At 72.4% G+C, this 17,599-nt stretch carries 18 protein-coding genes and 1 tRNA gene; 12 read left to right on the top strand and 7 right to left on the bottom strand.

From position 1 onward, the window contains the following. Positions 1-39: 39 nt before the first annotated feature. Together ACN267_RS24525 and ACN267_RS24520 are read left to right on the top strand one after the other, a co-directional pair. Entirely contained in the window at positions 40-723 is a 684-nt protein-coding gene (locus ACN267_RS24525) for a PASTA domain-containing protein (RefSeq protein ID WP_421489736.1), read from the top strand. A 144-nt stretch (positions 724-867) separates the two neighbouring features. Next, the gene (locus tag ACN267_RS24520) at positions 868-1,536 is read left to right on the top strand and encodes a PASTA domain-containing protein (protein WP_204958414.1); all 669 of its coding nucleotides are present in this window, start codon (positions 868-870) and stop codon (positions 1,534-1,536) included. 28 nt (positions 1,537-1,564) lie between these two features. Here ACN267_RS24520 and ACN267_RS24515 read toward each other — a convergent pair whose 3' ends face one another. Further along, the gene (locus ACN267_RS24515) at positions 1,565-2,080 is read right to left on the bottom strand and encodes a hypothetical protein (protein ID WP_281901550.1); all 516 of its coding nucleotides are present in this window, start codon (positions 2,078-2,080) and stop codon (positions 1,565-1,567) included. A gap of 102 nt (positions 2,081-2,182) precedes the next feature. Beyond that, entirely contained in the window at positions 2,183-2,467 is a 285-nt protein-coding gene (locus ACN267_RS24510) for a hypothetical protein (RefSeq protein WP_088645737.1), read from the bottom strand. Between the two features lie 638 nt (positions 2,468-3,105). Between ACN267_RS24510 and ACN267_RS24505 the strand changes: the two genes are divergently transcribed. The 3 genes from ACN267_RS24505 (at position 3,106) to ACN267_RS24495 (ending at position 4,723) form a co-directional block, all read left to right on the top strand. Continuing rightward, positions 3,106-3,987 carry a helix-turn-helix domain-containing protein gene (locus ACN267_RS24505; RefSeq protein ID WP_204958415.1) on the top strand — a complete coding sequence of 294 codons (882 nt, stop codon included), beginning with the start codon at positions 3,106-3,108 and terminating at the stop codon, positions 3,985-3,987. Further along, complete coding sequence (locus ACN267_RS24500; RefSeq protein ID WP_091253343.1) at positions 3,957-4,178, top strand: DUF397 domain-containing protein; 222 nt, start codon at positions 3,957-3,959, stop codon at positions 4,176-4,178. Before ACN267_RS24505 ends, ACN267_RS24500 begins: the two co-directional genes overlap by 31 nt. A gap of 152 nt (positions 4,179-4,330) precedes the next feature. Beyond that, on the top strand, positions 4,331-4,723 hold the full coding sequence (locus tag ACN267_RS24495) for a hypothetical protein (RefSeq protein WP_421489735.1): 393 nt from the start codon (positions 4,331-4,333) through the stop codon (positions 4,721-4,723). Here ACN267_RS24495 and ACN267_RS24490 read toward each other — a convergent pair. The 4 genes from ACN267_RS24490 to ACN267_RS24475 all read right to left on the bottom strand — a co-directional run bounded on the left by ACN267_RS24490 (position 4,691) and on the right by ACN267_RS24475 (position 7,544). After that, the gene (locus ACN267_RS24490) at positions 4,691-5,311 is read right to left on the bottom strand and encodes a hypothetical protein (RefSeq protein WP_421489734.1); all 621 of its coding nucleotides are present in this window, start codon (positions 5,309-5,311) and stop codon (positions 4,691-4,693) included. The two genes, ACN267_RS24495 and ACN267_RS24490, sit on opposite strands and share 33 nt — an antisense overlap. A gap of 158 nt (positions 5,312-5,469) precedes the next feature. Then, positions 5,470-6,276, bottom strand: a complete 807-nt coding sequence (locus tag ACN267_RS24485) for a WecB/TagA/CpsF family glycosyltransferase (protein WP_204958418.1) — start codon at positions 6,274-6,276, stop codon at positions 5,470-5,472. Further along, complete coding sequence (locus ACN267_RS24480; RefSeq protein WP_421489733.1) at positions 6,273-7,394, bottom strand: NAD-dependent epimerase/dehydratase family protein; 1,122 nt, start codon at positions 7,392-7,394, stop codon at positions 6,273-6,275. The genes ACN267_RS24485 and ACN267_RS24480 overlap by 4 nt, the downstream gene beginning before the upstream one ends. A gap of 64 nt (positions 7,395-7,458) precedes the next feature. Next, positions 7,459-7,544, bottom strand: a tRNA-Leu gene (locus tag ACN267_RS24475). A gap of 228 nt (positions 7,545-7,772) precedes the next feature. On the opposite strand from ACN267_RS24475, the gene ACN267_RS24470 reads away from it, so the two are divergent. Genes ACN267_RS24470 through pknB form a run of 7 tightly spaced genes read left to right on the top strand, consistent with a single transcriptional unit; the run spans position 7,773 to position 16,787 of the window. Continuing rightward, a complete protein-coding gene (locus ACN267_RS24470; protein ID WP_204958420.1) occupies positions 7,773-8,567 on the top strand; it encodes an FhaA domain-containing protein in 795 nt (264 codons plus the stop codon). Positions 8,568-8,573: 6 nt separating this feature from the next. Further along, positions 8,574-9,062: an FHA domain-containing protein FhaB/FipA gene (locus ACN267_RS24465; RefSeq protein WP_204958421.1), complete on the top strand. Its 489-nt coding sequence runs from the start codon at positions 8,574-8,576 to the stop codon at positions 9,060-9,062. After that, positions 9,059-10,483, top strand: coding sequence for a PP2C family protein-serine/threonine phosphatase (locus ACN267_RS24460; RefSeq protein ID WP_204958422.1), 1,425 nt, complete (start codon positions 9,059-9,061; stop codon positions 10,481-10,483). Before ACN267_RS24465 ends, ACN267_RS24460 begins: the two co-directional genes overlap by 4 nt. A 29-nt stretch (positions 10,484-10,512) precedes the next feature. Continuing rightward, a complete protein-coding gene (locus ACN267_RS24455) occupies positions 10,513-12,003 on the top strand; it encodes an FtsW/RodA/SpoVE family cell cycle protein (protein WP_372445970.1) in 1,491 nt (496 codons plus the stop codon). After that, complete coding sequence (locus ACN267_RS24450; RefSeq protein ID WP_281901542.1) at positions 12,000-13,505, top strand: peptidoglycan D,D-transpeptidase FtsI family protein; 1,506 nt, start codon at positions 12,000-12,002, stop codon at positions 13,503-13,505. The genes ACN267_RS24455 and ACN267_RS24450 overlap by 4 nt, the downstream gene beginning before the upstream one ends. A 1-nt stretch (position 13,506) precedes the next feature. Beyond that, positions 13,507-14,985, top strand: a complete 1,479-nt coding sequence (locus tag ACN267_RS24445; RefSeq protein WP_204958937.1) for a serine/threonine-protein kinase — start codon at positions 13,507-13,509, stop codon at positions 14,983-14,985. After that, positions 14,982-16,787 (top strand): Stk1 family PASTA domain-containing Ser/Thr kinase, encoded by a 1,806-nt coding sequence (gene pknB, locus ACN267_RS24440; protein WP_421489732.1) that lies wholly within the window; start codon positions 14,982-14,984, stop codon positions 16,785-16,787. The genes ACN267_RS24445 and pknB overlap by 4 nt, the downstream gene beginning before the upstream one ends. A 161-nt stretch (positions 16,788-16,948) precedes the next feature. Here the strand turns inward: pknB and ACN267_RS24435 are convergent, their stop codons facing one another. Further along, positions 16,949-17,599 (bottom strand): aminodeoxychorismate/anthranilate synthase component II, encoded by a 651-nt coding sequence (locus tag ACN267_RS24435; protein WP_421489731.1) that lies wholly within the window; start codon positions 17,597-17,599, stop codon positions 16,949-16,951.

Raw genomic sequence — 17,599 nt, 5'->3', positions numbered from 1 at the left:
CAGCGGCCGGTACCGTTTCGGGGACGAGGCGGGAGCGGCATGGACGACGACTACACCGAACAGGACAGTGTGCGACGGGACCGGCCGGGCCGGGCCAGGTTGCTGCTCGGCGGCACCCTGGCGACGGTCCTGCTGGCCACCGTCGGGGGCACCGTCGGGTGGGCGCTTGCCGAACCCGACGCCCAGGAGACCGGCACCCCCGGGGCAGCGGATGCCGGTGGGCCGTCCACCCCGGTCGACGAACCGACCACCGCCCGGCCGACCGCCGCGCGGACCGGCGCACCGCCGCCACCCGCCGCCACCGGTGGCGGGCTGACCGTGCCCCGGCTGGTGGGGCTCGACTTCGAGAAGGCGCGGGACACGCTGCACGACCGGAAGCTCGGCTGGCGGCTGGTGTTCGGCACCGGGTCGGGCCGGACGGTGACCCGTACCGTGCCCGCCCAGGACACGTCGGTGAAGGCGGGCACCACCGTGCGGGTCGAGGTCAGCGGGCCGGCCCCCGAGGTCGAGGTGCCGGACCTGATCGGCGAGGACTGCGACGACGCCGCCGACGAACTGGGCGAGGTGGGCCTGTTCCCCCGGTACCCCACCGGCAACCGGGGTGAGGTCACCGCCCAGCTGCCGGCGGCCGACGCGACCGCGCACTGGAACGACCAGGTGGCCATCTCCTGCGGTGACCGACAGACGCCGACGCCGACCCCCGGGGCGACGCCGACGCTCTGACCGGGCGGGTCGCCGCGCCGGTCCCGGTGGATGCCGGCCCCGACCGTTACCGTGGTGGGCCGAGGGCCACGACCGCCCGGCCGGCCCGGGGCCGCGCACGTGGGTCGAGCGCCCGCCGTCCGCCAGGTGGTGAGAGGACGTGCGATGAGCGACGACCGCCAGGACCCGCCCGCCGACGACGCGACCCGCCCGCTGCCCCCGGCCGACGCGACGACCCGGCCCGAGCCGGCCGGTACGCCTGTCTGGTCCGGCCGGGCCGGGGTGCCGCCGCCACGGGCGGCCGGTCCCCGGGAGCCGACCGAGTGGTACGCCGAGGAGCAGCGCGGCCGACGCTGGTGGACGCCGATCCTCCTGGGGGTGCTCGGGCTCGTCCTGTTCGGGCTCGTCGGGGTGGGGATCTGGCTGGCCCTGCGGGCGGTGGAGACGCCCTCGGACGGGACACCGACCCCACCACCGACGGCAGTGCCGACGACGGGTGCCGCCCCGACCACCGCACCGCCCACCAGCGCACCGACCACCGGGCCACCGACGACCCCACCGACCACCGCGCCGTCGACCGAAGCGGCGAAGATCGCGGTGCCGCCGCTGGTCGGCCTCTCCCAGGAGACGGCGGAGGCCCTGCTGGGGCGGCTCGGGTTGTCCGCCCGGGTGCAGACGCGGGAGTCGGACCGGCCACCCGGCACCGTCCTGTCCACCGATCCGGAGGCCGGTCAGCAGGTGTCGGCGGGTGACGAGGTGACGCTGGTGGTGGCCGCCGAGCCGGCGACGTCGCCGACCGGCACCGCCACCCCGACCACCACCCCCACCGGGTGACGGAGCCGGGGCCCCGCATCGGCCCGGCTCACCACATCCGGCGTCTGGTCCCCACCAGGCCCAGCCCGGCCAGCGAGATGGCCAGCCCGAGCAGGCCGGAGTAGAACAGCGACTGGACGACGGTCTGCGGGTCGTCCGACGGGTGTCGGGGCTCGGCGAGCGGGGACGCACCGCCGCCGCCGACGCCGGACTGTGCGGTCCCCCGGTCGGCCGCCGCGTCCCCGCCCGGGTCGGCCGCTTCGTCGCCGTCGGCGGGCAGGTCGTCCCCGGATGAGGTGTCGGGGGGTGGGGTGTCGGGCCTGCTCCCGACGGGGGGCGGCAGGCCGGGCCGGGTACCGTCGTCGCCGGCCGGGGCGTCGGCCGGCCCGGCCACGGTGATCTCGGGGGCCGGCACCGGCTCGGCGAGCCGGGTGGCCGACTCGGCCGGGTAACGGGTCACCACCACGAGGGTGAGGACCACGCCGATCAGGACCAGTAGCCCGAAGGCCGGTCCGAGGCGGGACCTGTGGTGCCGCCGCGCGGCGGGCAGATAGACCATGGCCATCCCAGGTTCAGGGGCCGGATACGCGCGGGGTGGAGACGTTCGCCGGGGTGGGCGTACCGATTCTATGGCGGCGGTACGCCCTCCGGCCGGGTATTCGGGGAGTCAGCCCACCGCGATCGGCGCGCGGTTGACCGGCCGGCGTGACCGTGCGGTGTGCTGACGCGGTACGGCTGCGGCCCGCAGCTGGGTCAGCCCGGCCCGCTGGACGAAGATCGAGCGGCGGCTGACCGCGTCGCCCGCGGCGTTGAGCTGGTAGCCGTCGAGCCAGAGCCAGCCGTCGTACGTCGGCCAGTCGAGCACCCGGATTACCCGGAAGGTGATCGGCCTGAGGAACTGCACACTGGCGGCGCGGGTCACGTGCAGAACGTCACCGGAGCGGGGAAGCACATGGGCTCCTGGGAGGATATGGCCGGCGTCGCGTGGCCGGCCGGTGCGGAACGGGAACGGTTGCGGGTCCGGCGACGGGGTTGTGCCTCGCGGGCCGGTGCTCGATGTGGTGCTGGCCGGGGGCGTACCCGCTGGTGGTGGATCGCGCCACCCGGCCATCACCCGGCTGCTCACGGGTGTTACCGCTCCCGCCGCCGCAGCCTTCGGGCGTGCAGCGGCGGGGTCATCAACCCGGGGCAGGTCTCGTGGAATCCTGCGGCCCGGGGCACCCACCCGGCCGGGCGAGCCCGGGGCGTTGATCACACCGGGAAATCGACCGAAAACGGTGAGTGACTCGAACCATACGGACAGAGTGCATCAGTGTGATGCGGGATGCAAGTTGCACGTCGACTTTTGCCGATACGTGAGGGCGACACGTGAACCGGGCGCTTGATCACGCCGACTCCGGAGCGGCACACTGGACGCGGTTCCGCCCGACGCGGCCGGCCGACGACCGGTTCCACCCCTTGCCGCGAACGATCGCCCGCCGCCCGTCGATCGCGCCTCCGGCGGGTGTGGACGTAGGCGCGATCGACCGGAGGTAACCGGGTGAGCGCGAGGCAGCAGCTTCCCCCGTCATCGGCACCTGGGGCGATGCGATGAGCGAACGGCGGAGTCCCACCATCCGGCGTCGTCGGCTCGGGGCCGAGCTGCGCCGCCTGCGCGACGGGGCCGGCATCACCATTGAGGTCGTCGCCGAGCAGTTGGAGTGCTCCGCCTCCAAGATCTCGCGGATCGAGACCGGGCACACCTCCGCGACGCCCCGCGACGTGCGGGACATGCTCCGCATCTACGGGGTGGTCGGCGCGGAGAGCGAGGAACTGGTGCAGATCGCCCGCGAGGCGCGGCAGAAGGGGTGGTGGCACCCCTACAGCACCGTGCTCGTCGGCGCGTACGTCGGCCTGGAGGCGGCGGCCGGCCACATCCGGGCGTACGAACAGCAGGTCGTGCCCGGTCTGTTGGAGACCGAGGAGTACGCCAGCGCGATGATCCAGGCGGCCCGTCCGGACTTCACCGCCGACCAGGTGCGGCAACGGGTGCGTGTCCGACTGGGCCGTCAGTCGTTGTTGACCCAGGACGATCCGGTCGATCTTTGGGTGGTGCTCGATGAGGCGGTGTTGAGTCGGCCGGTGGGCGGTGACGCGGTGATGCGTAACCAGCTCCGGCGGCTGGTGGAGGTGGCCGAACTGCCGAACGTGACGTTGCAGGTCCTGCCCTTCGAGGTGGGGGCGCACGCCGGCATGGACGGGACGTTCACCATTCTCAGCTTTCCCGAATCGGTTGATCCGGATGTCGTGTACGCGGAGAACGCCACGGGTGGGCTCTTCCTGGAGAAGAGCGACGAGCTACAGAAGTACAGCTTCATCTTCGATCACATTCGAGCAGCAGCCAGGCAGCCCGAGGAGTCCATAGCACACATCGCAGAACTGGCAGAGGAGCCGTTGTGGAAATGGCGACCAAGAGGTTCCCCGAGGACCTGACGCAGGCAACCTGGTTCAAGAGCTCAAAAAGTGGGCCGAACTGTGACAACTGCGTCGAGGTGGCTTACGTGATCGGGGCGGTCGGGGTACGGGACTCGAAGGACAAGACAGGTCCCGCCCTCGTATTCGCCCCCGGGGAATGGAACGCCTTCGTCGCCGACGCTCGGAACGGCGCGTTCGGCCAACACTGACCAACGCAGCGTGGCGTTGACCGCGGGCCGGTCGGGGACACTCCCCGGCCGGCCCGTCGCCACTCGCGCCCCGGGTCGTTGAACCCTCGGTACGGCGCTGGTCGACGATCCGCCGCAGACGGCGGCAACCGAGCGAGGCAGGCGATACGCAGATGACGACGATCGGCTCAGACAACCTCACCCACGGCCCGGGCCGGGCCGAGCGCTTCGGCGGCAAGTACCGCAGTGTCCGCCGCGACACGATGCTCACCGAGGTGGGTGCCGGTGACATCGACTTCGATCACGACGGTGTCACCGCGCCCGAACAGGTCGGGCCGCCGATGTCGATCGACCCCAACCTGCTCGCCGAGCCGTCGCCCGCCCGGGACGTCTGGCTCACCGAGGCACCCGAATCGATGATCGACCACCCGCTGCTGCGCGGACTGCTGCTGGAGCTGCCGCCGAAGGGCAGCGTCCCGCCGCCCGGCTGGCTGGACCGGTGGTTCGAGGCGACCCGGGCGATCCTGGAACTGCTATACGTGCAGGGAGCCGGCCGCAGCCGATGAGGCGGGCAGCCCGGCCAGCGCGGGGCGGGCACCCGGCAGGGTCCGCTCGGCGAGCCGGTTGTGCCGCAGGCCGTGGCGGACCCCGATGGCGAGGACGGCCAACCCGCCGACGGTGAGCGCCACCCCGGTCACCCCGTTGCCGGCGCTCAGGTCGAGCCCGCCGGCCCGCAACAGGCCCGGCACGGCGGCCAACGCGGTCACCTGCAACGGCAGCCCGATCAGTGGGTGCCCGGCGGCGGCCCGCAGGCCGTACGGCGCGGGGGTCTCCGGCGCGGCGGTGAACGCGCCGGCCCCGGCCCGCAGCCGGCGGACCCGGCGCACCGTGCAGGCGGCCACCGCGAGTGCCGGCACCGCCACCAGCGGAAGCTGCCCGGCGGCCCGGTCGACCGGGGTGTCCCCGCCGCTGATCGTGCCGGCGGCCAACACCGTCGCGGTCAGGGCCAGTCCGGCGACCGAGAGGGCGAGCAGCCATCCGGTACGCCGGCGCAGGGCGCGGGCCCGGTCCAGCCGGGGTAGTCCGTCCGCGACGACGCCGGCGGCGAGCCAGACGGCGGCGATCGACAGCAGCACGACGAGATGCCCATCCATGGATACAGCCTTGCCCACAACGGAGGGCGGCGAATCCGGGACAGGCCCCTGTTCCCACCCCGGAGCATCCCGTAGGGGTGGCCGTGCCCCGACCGGTCGGCCCAACGGCACCGGACCGGCCGGTTCGTCGTCCCGGCCGGTCGTCCGCAGTGGACGGATCAGACCGCGAAGGTCGCCGGCCGTTCGGTGGCTGGAGCCGGCGGCCGGGCCTTCCACAGGCCGGTCTTCTGGCCGGCGAGACGGGTCAGGTAGGCCGGGTTGAGGATGACGTACCGCCGCCAGAGCCGCTTCGGCTCCAACCCGAGCCGCCAGAACCACTCCAGCCCGGCCCGTTGCATCCACGGCGGCGGCTGCCGGAGCAGGCCGGCGTGGTAGTCGAAGGCCGCGCCGACGGCCATCAGCGGCATGTCCAGCAGGGGCCGCATCGCGTACGTGAAGACCTCCTGGCGGGGGCAGCCCAGACCGACCAGGACGAGCCGGGCGCCGCTGGCCCGGATCCGGTCGGCGATCTCGACGTCCTCGCCGGGCTGCACGGCACGGAACTTCGACGGCTCCACCCCGGCGATCTTCAGCGCCGGGAACATCCGCTCCAACGCCGGGAGCAGCTTCGCCAGCGTCTCCTCGGTCGAGCCGTACAGGTAGACCGGAAGGCCCTCGTCGGCGAAGCGGCGCAGCACGTGCAGGGTCAGCGTCGGGCCGTAGACCCGGTCGGCCAGGCCGGCGTGGTGCAGCAGGTTGAGCGCCCAGCGCACCGGCTGGCCGTCCGGGGTGACCACGTCGAAGGAGTTGAGCCGGGCGTTGTGCGCCGGGTCGAGCACCCCGGTCATCACCCCGTGCACGGCCAGCGCGGTCAGCGCCAGCGGCCGGCGGTCCCGGGCCGCCGCGACCACCTGCTCGGTCGCCGAGGCGTAGTCGGTGGCGTCGACCAGGACGCCGAGGACGTTGCGCTTGCCCTGGGCGGTCATGCTCCCGGCACCCACTTGTCGACGTTGGCCTGGTAGATCTCCCGCATGATCATGGGTACGTCGTAGACCTGCTTCCAGCCCGGGTAGTCGGCCTGGAACGCCTCGTTCGAGCCGATCCACCACTTGTGGTCGCCGATCCGGTTCGCGTCGACGTACTCGGTGATCATCTCCTGGCCGGTGATCTGCTCGGCCAGGGCGAACGCCTCCCGGTTGGAGGTGTTGGAGTGCCGGCCGCCACCGAGGTTGTAGACCGCCGCCGAGCGGGGCTCCCGGAAGAACGCCTCGAACGCCGACACCACGTCCGAGCTGTGGATCGCGTCCCGGACCTGCTTGCCCTGGTAACCGAAGATCTTGTAGGTGCGGCGCTCCATGTTGGCCCGCATCACGTACCCGAGGAAGCCGTGCAGCTCGGTCGCCGAGTGCGCCGGGCCGGTCAGCGTGCCGCCCCGGAAGCAGGCCGTCCGCATGTCGAAGTAGCGGCCGTACTCCTGGACCATCACGTCGGCGGCGACCTTGGAGGCCCCGAAGACCGAGTGCAGGCAGGCGTCGATCGACATGTCCTCGCGGATGCCCTGCTCGTACGGGTGCCCCGGCTCGATCTCCCACCGGGTCTCCTGCTCCACCAGCGGCAGGCTGTTGGGGCGGTCGCCATAGACCTTGTTGGTCGAGCAGTGGATCACCGGCGCGTCGATGCAGTGCTCGCGCACGTTCTGCAGGATGTTGAGGGTGCCGCCGGCGTTGACGTCGAAGTCGGTGAACGGGTCCCGCACCGCCCAGTCGTGCGACGGCTGGGCGGCGGTGTGGATCACCACGGCGATGTCCCGGCCGTACCGGGCGAAGAGCTTGCCGAGGCTGTCCCGGTCGCGGATGTCGATGCTGTGGTGCGCGTACGCCGACCCCAGCTCGTCGGTCAGCCGCCGGACGTTCCACGCGGTCGAGGCCTCGGCGCCGAAGAACTCCTGCCGCATGTCGTTGTCGATGCCGACCACGTCCAGGCCGAGCCCGGCGAAGTGCCGGACCGCCTCGGAACCGATCAGACCGCCCGACCCGGTCACCAACGCGACACTCACACGACACTCCTGGTCAAGGTAGGAGGCTGGAAAAAACCATCGGAGCATAGCCTGACGTCCGCTACGCCCCGATACGAAGTGAGGGCCCCGCAGCTGCGGAGCCCTCATCTGGTGGTGGGGATGGGGGGAGTTGAACCCCCACGTCCTTTCGGACACACGGACCTGAACCGTGCGCGTCTGCCATTCCGCCACATCCCCGTGGCACAACCGTCGAACGCGGTGTCACATGTCGACTTCGCCGTCTCCGGCGGGCCGGCAACATGCTACCCGGTCCTGCGGTCTCGCCTCGACCGGTTACCGTTCCTGCGAGCGGTCACCCTTCGTGGCGGACGAAAGAGTAGCACGGGCGTGGGGGCCGCTCCGAACGGGCCGCCGCGCGGTGGCCGAGCGGCGCGCGAGCTGCACGCGCGCCGTCCAGATACCATCATGTCCTCGGGACCCGAGGAGGAGCCGGTGAGCGTGCTGCAACGCTTCGAGAAGCGTCTGGAAGGCCTGGTCGAAGGGGCCTTCGCCAAGGTCTTCAAAGGGGTGGTCCACCCCGTGGAGATCCTCAACGCCATGCAGCGGGAGGCCGAGGCGCACAAGGCCATCCTCGCTGGTGGCCGCACCCTGGTGCCCAACCGCTACGTGATCGATCTCTCCCCGTACGACCACAGCCGGTTGGCGCCGTACGCCGCCGCGTTGGCCCAGGAGCTGGCCCAGTCGCAGGCGGAGTTCATCGGCGAGCAGGCGTGGACGGTCTACGGCGACGTGATCGTCGAGGTCGAGCGCGGCGACGGGCTGGACACCGGCATGTTCCGGGTCACCGCCGAGGTCTACACCGGCGGCGAGGTCGCTCCGGTCTCCTCCCCCGGCGGCTACGACCCCGGCCCGCCGGCCTACCCGTCGTACGACCAGGGGGGCGGCTACGGGCCGCCGCCCGGCCACGGCGGCGGTGCGCGCAACGTCCGGCTGGTCTCCGGCGACGGCCGTACCTATCCGTTGCAGATGGGCTCGACCGTGATCGGCCGGGGCGACCAGGCCAACCTGCGCCTGCCCGACGTCGGGATCTCCCGGCGACACGCCCGGCTGGACTTCGACGGCGGCCAGGTCGTGCTGACCGACCTCGGGTCGACCAACGGCACCATGGTCAACGGCCAGCGGGTCTCGGCGGTCGCCCTGAACCCGGGCGACATGATCCAGCTCGGCACCACGACGCTGACCTTCCGCGTGGACGGCTGACCCGCCTTGCCGGAACTCGTCATCACCGTCGCCCGGTTCGGGTTCCTCATCCTGCTGTGGATCTTCGTGTTCACGGTGGTCGGTGTCATCCGTCGGGATCTCTTCGCGGGTGCCCGGTCGGGGCGGCTGGTGGCCGCGCCGCGCACGGTCGGGGCCGCCACCCAGCAGCCGCCGGCGAAGCCGGCGAAGGTGAAACGGGGGCGGGCGGCCCACCAGCTGGTGGTCACCGCCGGCCAGCTCGCCGGCACCCGGATCACCCTCGGCGAAGCGCAGATCACCATCGGCCGGGCCGAGGACTCCACCCTCGTCATCACCGACGACTACGCATCAGCCCGGCACGCCCGGCTGGTGCCCCGGGACGGGCAGTGGTTCGTCGAGGATCTCGGTTCGACTAACGGCACGTACCTCGATCGCGCTAAGGTCACCGGACCGACCCCCGTCCCCCTCAGCGTGCCGATCCGCATCGGCCGCACCTCTCTCGAATTACGGCCATGACTCTGACCCTGCGCTATGCGGCCCACAGCGACCGCGGTCTGATCCGAGACGGAAACCAGGACTCCGTCTACGCCGGGCCGCGGCTCCTCGCCGTCGCCGACGGCATGGGCGGCATGGCCGCCGGTGACGTCGCCAGCAACATCGTCATCGGTGCCATGGCGCCGCTCGACGAGGACGTCCCGGGGGACGCGCTCGTCGACGCGCTGCGATCGGCCGTGGGCACCGCCAACCAGCAGCTCCGCGACACCGTGGACGCCAACCCGCAGCTGGAGGGGATGGGCACCACGCTCACCGCGACCCTCTTCTCGGGCAGCAAGCTCGGCATGGTCCACATCGGCGACTCGCGGGCCTACCTCCTGCGCAACGGCGAGTTCTCCCAGATCACCAAGGACGACACCTACGTCCAGATGCTCGTCGACGAGGGGCGGATCAGCGCGGAGGAGGCGAGCAGCCACCCCCAGCGCTCGCTGCTCACCCGCGCCCTCGACGGCCGGGACATCGACCCGGAATACAGCGTCCGGCAGGTGCTGCCCGGGGACCGCTACCTGATCTGTAGCGACGGCCTCTCCGGTGTGGTCAGCGCGGAGACCATCGGCGACAGCCTCCGGGAGTACACCGACCCGCAGCAGTGCGTCGAGCGGCTGGTGCAGCTCGCCCTGCGCGGCGGCGGCCCGGACAACATCACCGTGATCATCGCGGACGCCACCGACCAGGACATCGTCGAGGCGAGCCCGATCGTCGGCGGGGCCGCGGCCCGGGACCGGGGCATGGCCACCGCCGCCGACGACTCGACCCCGGCCGCCCGTGCGTCGGCGCTGTCCGCGCCGCGTCCGCCCGCGCCGGAGGAGCCGGCGGCCAACCGGGACGACGACCCGGAGCGCCCGCGCCGGCCGCTGCGCACCGCGGCGATGCTGGCGGCCCTGCTGGTCATCCTCGGTGGCGGCCTCTTCGCCGGGTGGAGCTACACCCAGCGGCAGTACTACGTCGGAGCGACCGACAGCGGGCAGCTCGCGGTCTTCCGCGGGGTCCCCGGCCAGGTGGTCGGCCTCGACCTGTCCAGCGTGCACTCGACCAGCCAGGCCAAGCTCGACGACCTCACCCCGGCCGCCCAGGAGCAGGTCAAGCAGGGCATCCAGGCCAAGAGCCGACCGGACGCGCTGCGCCGGCTGGCCGAGCTGACCAGCGACACCCCGACCAACCCGAACCTGAAGCCGGTCTGCCCGCCGGTGCCGTCGCTGGTCACCGGCTCACCTGTGCCGGCGAACCCGTCGACGCCGGTCGTCCCGGGCTCACCCAGCCCTGACGTGACCGGGGTCCCGGGTGCCAACGGCACTCCCACGCCGCCCACCACACCCGACGCCTCGGCCTCCGACGCGGTTCCGCCGGCCGGAGACCCGGCGGGCTGCCGGTCGCCCGAGTGACCGTCGGCTGAGATCCGAGGGACACCTCCTTGACCGCAGCGGCCCACCCGGTAGTCTCGCCCGCCACGACGGGCGAGCGGCCCGGCGTACGTTTGTCGCGGTCCCGGCGTAACGCCGAACTGTCCCTGCTGGTGCTGGCGATGGTGCTGGTGGCCGCGTACGGGGCGATCGTCGAGGCGAACCTGCTCGACACCGTCACCCGCGACTTCTGGATGCCTGCCGCCGCGCTCGGGCTGGTCTTCCTCGGGATGCACCTGGTGATCAGGTGGCGGGCGCCGTTCGCCGATCCGGCCCTGCTCCCGGCGGTCGCCCTGCTCAACGGCATCGGGGTGGGCTTCCTGCGCCGGCTCGACCTCGGCAAGGCCGCCCCGGCCGAGCGGGAGACGCTCGCCATCTTCGCCGGCACCGGCGGGCGGCAGTTGGCCTGGACGCTGGCGGCGGTGATCCTGGCCGCCGGCCTGCTGGTGCTGATGCGCGACCACCGGGCGGTCTCCCGGTACGCGTACACCCTGGGGTTGGCCGGCATCGTGCTGGTGATGATCCCGGCGGTGTTGCCCGGCCGGTTCTCCGAGATCAACGGCGCGAAGCTGTGGATCAGGGTGGGCGGGTTCAGCATCCAGCCCGGTGAGTTCGCCAAGCTGGCGCTGCTGGTCTTCTTCGCCTACTACCTGGTCCGCAAGCGTGAGGTGCTCTCACTGGCCAGCCGCCGCATCCTCGGCATCGACTTCCCGCGCGGGCGGGATCTCGGCCCGGTGCTCGGGGTGTGGATGATCAGTCTGCTGGTCCTGGTCTTCGAGAAGGACCTCGGCACCTCGCTGCTCTACTTCGGCATGTTCGTGGTGACCCTCTACATCGCCACCGAACGGGTCAGTTGGCTGCTGATCGGTCTGGTCCTCTTCTTCGGCGGCGCCTACCTCGCGTACGTGCTCGGCGGCACGGTGGGTGGGCCGTTCGCCAACTTCTACACCCGTGCCGAAATCTGGCTCGACCCGTTCGCCGAGCCGTACGACCGGGGTTACCAGTTGGTGCAGGGGCTGCTCGGCCTGGGCAGCGGTGGCCTGTTCGGCTCCGGGCCGGGCGCCGGGGAGCCGCTGGAGATCCCCGAGGTGCAGAACGACTTCATCTTCGCCGGCATCGGTGAGGAGATCGGCCTGTTCGGGTTGACCGCCCTGCTGGTGGTCTACCTGCTCATCGTCGAGCGGGGGCTACGGGCCGGGCTGGCGGTGCGGGACTCGTTCGGCAAGCTGGTCGCCGGTGGGCTCGCCTTCACCCTGGGCCTGCAGGTCTTCGTGATCGTCGGCGGGATCAGCAAGCTCATCCCGCTGACCGGTCAGACCACCCCGTTCCTGTCCGCCGGTGGCTCGTCGCTGATGGCGAACTGGCTGCTCATCGCGGTGCTGCTGCGCATCTCCGACGCCGCCCGGCGGCCGGTGGCCCAGGGCGGCGGCCCGGCGGGCCGGCCCGGTGGCGGGCCGCCGGAACAGCTGCACGGTGCTCCCACGGAGGTGATCCGCCCGTGAACGCGCCCCTGCGCCGCGTCGGCGTCGTCGTCATGGTCCTGTTCGGGCTGCTCTTCGCCAACCTGAACTGGATCCAGGCGTACAAGGCGGACGAGTACCGCAACAGTGACTACAACGGCCGGGTCCAGGTGGCCGAGTACGAGCGTCGGCGGGGCAACATCGAGGCCGGCGGTACCGCCGTGGCCACCAGCAAGGAGACCGGCGGCAAGCTGAAGTTCCAGCGCACCTACCCCGGCGGGTCGAAGTACGCGCACGTGCTCGGCTACAAGCCGGTCAACCTGGGCGACACCGGCATCGAACGGCTGGAGAACGACTTCCTCGCCGGCACCAGCGACGCCCTGCTCGGCAACCGGATCAAGGACATGTTCACCGGCGACGAGAGCGGTGGCGGCAACGTGCTGCTGAGCATCTCCAAGCGCGCCCAGGACACCGCCTACGAGCAGTTGCGTAACAACCGCAACGGGGTCAAGAAGGGCGCGGCGATCGCCATCGACCCGCGTACCGGTGCGATTCAGGCGCTCGTCTCGATGCCCGGCTTCGACCCGAACCCGCTGGCCGACCACGACACCAACGTGGCCTCGGCGGCCTACAACAAGTACGAGCAGGACCCGGACGGCCCGCTGAAGAACCGGGCGCTGTCGGAGGTCCTGCCGCCCGGCTCCACCTTCAAGATCGTGATCGCCGCCGCCGCGCTGGAGAACGGGGTCGGCAAGGACACCGAGATCCCGGCCGGGGCGAGCTGGACCCCGCCGACCTCGGGCACGCCGATCCGCAACGCCGCCGCGTCGATCTGCCCGGAGGCGCAGGTCACCCTGATCGACGCGGTCACCGAGTCGTGCAACACCGGCTTCGCCCAGCTCGGCGTCCGGCTCGGCGCGGACACGGTGAAGGAGAAGGCCCGCCAGTTCGGCTTCGAGCAGGACGACCTCACCGTCGGGCAGCTCGGCGAGGGGGGCCTGCCGGTGGCGGCCAGCCGCACCGGCGACATGCAGAACCCCGACGGCGGCACCGACCCGGCCGCGCTGGCCCAGTCCTCGATCGGCCAGAACAACGTGCGGATGACCCCGTTGCAGGGGGCGCTGATCGCCGGCTCGGTCGCCAACAAGGGCCGGCAGATGCGTCCCTACCTGGTCAAGCAGCTGCTCGGGCCGGACCGCACCACCAGCTACTACAACGCCCAGCCCCGGGAGCTGCGCCAGCCGGTCAGCGGCCAGGTCGCCGACGACCTGCGGGACATGATGGTCAGCGTGGTGAGGAACGGCACCGGCAGTTCGGCGGCCATCGACGGCTACACCGTCGGCGGCAAGACCGGCACCGCCCAGTCCGCCCCGGACCGGCCCGACCACGGCTGGTTCATCGGCTTCGCCCTGGACAAGAACGGCAACGCCGTCTCCGCGGTTTGCGTGGAGCTGGAGCAGGCCGGCAGCGGCGGCAGCGCCGAGGCCGCCCGGATCGGTGGCAAGATCATGCAGGCGGCCATCGCCGATGCGGGGGGCCGCTGACATGCTCAGCCCCGGGGTGCAGCTCGGCAACCGCTACCGTCTCGACGAGCGGATCGCCAGCGGCGGCATGGGCGACGTCTGGCGCGGCACCGACCAGGTGCTGGGCCGTACGGTGGCGGTGAAGAGCCTGCTCCCGGCGCTGCTCGACGAGCCCGGCTTCGCCGAACGCTTCCGCGGCGAGGCGCGCACCATGGCCACCATCAACCACCCCGGCGTGGTCGACGTTTACGACTTCGGCAGCGACCAGCAGATCGCCTTCCTGGTCATGGAGTACGTCGAGGGTGACGCCCTGTCGGCGACGCTCAGCCGGGTCGGCCGGCTCACCCCGGCCCGGACGATGGCCCTGCTCGCCCAGGCCGCCGACGCCCTGCACGCCGCCCACGAGAAGGGCATCGTGCACCGCGACGTCAAGCCGGGCAACCTGCTCGTCCGGCCGAACGGCACGCTGGTGCTCACCGACTTCGGCATCGCCCGGTCCGAGCTGGTCGGCCAGCTCACCGCCGCCGGGTCGGTGCTCGGCACCGCCTCGTACATCTCCCCCGAGCAGGCCACCGGCGCCACCGCCACGCCCGCCTCCGACGTGTACGCGCTCGGTGTGGTGGCCTACCAGTGCCTCGCCGGCCGGCGGCCCTTCGAGGGGGACAACCCGCTCGAAATCGCGATGAAGCACGTGCGGGACACTCCCCGGCCGCTGCCCGGCGACATTCCGCCGCAGGTCAAGGCGATCGTGGAGCGGGCAATGGCCAAGGAGCCGGGCCACCGCTGGCCGAGCGCCGCCGCCCTGGCCTCCGTCGCCCGGCAGGCCAAGCAGGCCCTCTCCCAGCAGGCCCGCGCCGGTAACGGTGGGCATCCCGGCCCGGTCTCCGGTGGCCCGGTCTCCGGGGCACCGGCCTCCCCGGCCGGCCCGATGGCCCGCGCCCAGGTGCCGGGCGTACCCCGGCAGCAGCCCGGCGTGCCGGCGCACCCGCACCGGCCGGCGGTGAGCGGGCAGGCGCGGCCCCCGGTCGGTGGGCAGGCCCGGCCGCCGATGGGTGGGCAGGCCCGGCCGCCGGTCGCGGCCCGGCACCCGCAGCCGCCGGTGACCCCGCAGCGTCCGCCGGTCCAGGCCACCCCGATGACCCGGCCCTATCCGCAGCAGCTCCGGGGGGCGGCCTCGGTGCCGCCCGCCCAGCTGCGCGCCGACCGGCCCGTGTACGCCCGACAGCCCCTGCCACCCCCCGCCCCACCTGCCCGTTCCCGGTCCGGCATGGTGACCCTGGCGATCCTGCTGGCGGTGCTGGTGCTGGTCTGCTCCGGTGTGCTCGCCTACGCGGCGCGGCAGCGGACGAGCACCGGCGACCCCGGTACGTCGGGCACGACGTCCGGCGCGCTGAGTGCCCTCGGACGCGACGATCCGGCCGGGACGTCGTACCGTCGGGTGGTACGGCTCGGACCGGATGCCGGCGAGACGACGACGAGCGAAGGACGACGAACGCGATGACAGCCCAGGCCCGCCTGCTCGGTGGCAGGTACCAGGTCGGCGAGCTGCTCGGTTACGGCGGCATGGCCGAGGTGCACCGCGGTCGGGACCTCCGGCTCGGTCGGGACGTCGCGATCAAGATGCTCCGGACGGACCTGGCCCGGGACGCCACCTTCCAGATGCGGTTCCGTCGGGAGGCGCAGAACGCCGCCTCGCTGAACCACCCGGCGATCGTCGCCGTCTACGACACCGGTGAGGAGACCGCCCCGACCGGGGAGACCCTCCCGTTCATCGTGATGGAGTTCGTGAACGGGCGGACCCTCAAGGAGGTCCTCGGCGTCGAGGGGCGGCTCCAGCCGCGCCGGGCGCTGGAGATCTGCGCCGACATGTGCGCGGCCCTGGAGTTCAGCCACCGGCACGGGATCATCCACCGCGACATCAAGCCCGGCAACGTGATGCTCACCCAGACCGGCCAGGTCAAGGTGATGGACTTCGGCATCGCCCGCGCGCTGGCCAGCGGTGCCACCACGATGACGCAGACCAGCGCGGTGATCGGCACGGCCCAGTACCTCTCCCCCGAGCAGGCGCGCGGTGAGGCCGTCGACGCCCGCTCCGACGTGTACGCCGCCGGCTGCGTGCTGTTCGAGCTGGTCTGCGGCCACCCGCCGTTCGTCGGCGACAGTCCGGTCAGCGTGGCGTACCAGCACGTGCGGGAGGCCCCGCCGACGCCGAGCGACATCAACCCGGACGTCACCCCGGCGATCGACGCGATCGTGCTCAAGGCACTGTCGAAGAACCCGCTCAACCGCTACCAGAGCGCCGGTGAGATGCGGGCCGACCTGCTCCGCGCCGCCGCCGGTCGGCCGGTGATGGCCACCCCCGTCCTGAGCCAGGACGAGACGACCCCGATGGCCGCGGCGGCGAGCGGCTACCCGACCCAGGTCGTCGGCCAGCAGACCCGGCAGATTCCGGCCCGGGTCGGCGACCCGCAGCGGCGCAAGAGTTCGGCCTGGGTGATCGCGGCGTTCGCGGCGGTCGGCGTACTGGCGGTGATCGCCCTGGTCGCGGCGCTGCTGATGAACGGCCAGGAGCCGAAGAAGAGCCCGGTGCCCAACCTGGCGGGCAAGACGCAGGACGTCGCGTTCGCCGAGATCCGCAATTCCGGCCTGGTGCCGGCGACCGGCGACCAGGTCTTCGACAGCACCTGCAAGGTGGGCACGGTGGTCAGGCAGGACCCGCCGGCCGGCACCGCGCTGGAGGAGAACGGCCAGGTGACGGTGAGCCTCTGCGGCGGCAAGCCCGAGGTCAGCATCCCCAACGGCCTCAAGGGCAGCAAGGTCGAGAGCGCCGAGACCCGGCTCAAGGACGAGAAGTTCAGGGTCAAGGTGGTGACGAAGGACAGCGAGGAGAGCGAGGACATCGTCCTCGACGTCGCCCCGCCCGAGGGCGAGAAGGTGCCGGAGGGCACCGAGGTGACCCTCACCGTCTCCCGGGGCAACGTCCGTGAGGTGCCGGACGTCAAGGACCTCAGCCAGACGGAGGCCACCCGGACCCTGGAGAACGCCGGTTTCAAGGTCAACCCGGAACTCGGTTCGGAGGTTCCGGCCGACGAGGCCGGCAAGGTGCAGAGCCAGAACCCGAAGGCCGGCACCAAGAAGGCCAAGGGAAGTACGGTCACCATCGTGGTGAGCGTGCCGGAGGTGACCGAGTCGCCGACGCCGCCGGCGCCGACCACGCCGGCGCCGACCACCACGCCGCCCGGCGACGGCACGGGGGGCGGGTTCCCGCTACCCACCCCACCGTTCCGCAGCAACGACGACTGACCCGTATCGCCCGTCGTGCCGGGCCCGGTCCGTAGGGGCCGGGCCCGCCTCTTCCGGGAGCCACGGCGGGCGCGGGTCGGGACGGACATCCGTCGGGGACGGCGGGCACGGATCTGCCGACGGGACGCGGCGGACACGACGGGAGCCGGCGCGGCGACCCGTCAGAGGGTGGCGAAGGCGGCCCGGCGGCGGGCGTCGACCTCGGCGGCCAGCTCCGGGGCGCGTTCCAGCGCCTCCGGGTGGCCGCAGGCGGCGACCCAGTTGGCCAGCATCAGGTGGCCGCCCTCGGTGAGCACCGACTCCGGGTGGAACTGCACCCCCTCGATGGGCAGCGTCCGGTGCCGCATCGCCATCACCACACCGGAGGCCGTCCAGCCGGTGATCTCCAGCTCGTCGGGCAGCGTCTCGGGTAGCACCGCAAGCGAGTGGTAGCGGGTGGCGGTGAACGGGTCGGGCAGGCCGGCCAGCACCCCAACCGAGTGGTGTCGCACCTCGGAGGTCTTGCCGTGCAGCAGCTCGGGCGCCCGGGTGACGGTGCCGCCGAACGCCTCCCCGATCGCCTGGTGGCCCAGGCAGACGCCGAAGATCGGCAGCTCGCCGGCGTACCGGTGGATGACGTCGAGGCAGATGCCGGCGCGGTCCGGGCTGCCCGGCCCCGGCGAGAGCAGGATGCCGGCCGCGCCGACCCGGCCGACCTCGGCGACGGCGATCTCGTCGTTGCGCCGGACCTCGCACTCCACGCCGAGCTGCCCCAGGTACTGCACGAGGTTGAACACGAAGGAGTCGTAGTTGTCGATCACGAGGACACGCAT

Source organism: Micromonospora sp. WMMD734, assembly GCF_049178975.1.
Classification (GTDB): Bacteria; Actinomycetota; Actinomycetes; order Mycobacteriales; family Micromonosporaceae; genus Micromonospora; species Micromonospora wenchangensis.
The sequence above is the reverse complement of the archived record's forward strand: the minus strand, read 5'-3'. Positions and strand labels throughout refer to the sequence as shown.

Bases quoted from the DNA above. Each gene is read 5' to 3' on its own strand.
- ACN267_RS24460 (WP_204958422.1), top strand. From the start codon at position 9,059: ATGACTCTGACCCTGCGCTATGCGGCCCACAGCGACCGCGGTCTGATC.
- ACN267_RS24485 (WP_204958418.1), bottom strand. From the start codon at position 6,276: ATGACCGCCCAGGGCAAGCGCAACGTCCTCGGCGTCCTGGTCGACGCC.
- ACN267_RS24445 (WP_204958937.1), top strand. From the start codon at position 13,507: ATGCTCAGCCCCGGGGTGCAGCTCGGCAACCGCTACCGTCTCGACGAG.
- ACN267_RS24480 (WP_421489733.1), bottom strand. From the start codon at position 7,394: ATGCTCCGATGGTTTTTTCCAGCCTCCTACCTTGACCAGGAGTGTCGT.
- ACN267_RS24525 (WP_421489736.1), top strand. From the start codon at position 40: ATGGACGACGACTACACCGAACAGGACAGTGTGCGACGGGACCGGCCG.
- ACN267_RS24515 (WP_281901550.1), bottom strand. From the start codon at position 2,080: ATGGCCATGGTCTATCTGCCCGCCGCGCGGCGGCACCACAGGTCCCGC.
- ACN267_RS24520 (WP_204958414.1), top strand. From the start codon at position 868: ATGAGCGACGACCGCCAGGACCCGCCCGCCGACGACGCGACCCGCCCG.
- ACN267_RS24500 (WP_091253343.1), top strand. From the start codon at position 3,957: ATGGCGACCAAGAGGTTCCCCGAGGACCTGACGCAGGCAACCTGGTTC.
- ACN267_RS24490 (WP_421489734.1), bottom strand. From the start codon at position 5,311: ATGGATGGGCATCTCGTCGTGCTGCTGTCGATCGCCGCCGTCTGGCTC.
- pknB (WP_421489732.1), top strand. From the start codon at position 14,982: ATGACAGCCCAGGCCCGCCTGCTCGGTGGCAGGTACCAGGTCGGCGAG.
- ACN267_RS24505 (WP_204958415.1), top strand. From the start codon at position 3,106: ATGAGCGAACGGCGGAGTCCCACCATCCGGCGTCGTCGGCTCGGGGCC.
- ACN267_RS24435 (WP_421489731.1), bottom strand. From the start codon at position 17,599: ATGCGTGTCCTCGTGATCGACAACTACGACTCCTTCGTGTTCAACCTC.
- ACN267_RS24495 (WP_421489735.1), top strand. From the start codon at position 4,331: ATGACGACGATCGGCTCAGACAACCTCACCCACGGCCCGGGCCGGGCC.
- ACN267_RS24470 (WP_204958420.1), top strand. From the start codon at position 7,773: ATGTCCTCGGGACCCGAGGAGGAGCCGGTGAGCGTGCTGCAACGCTTC.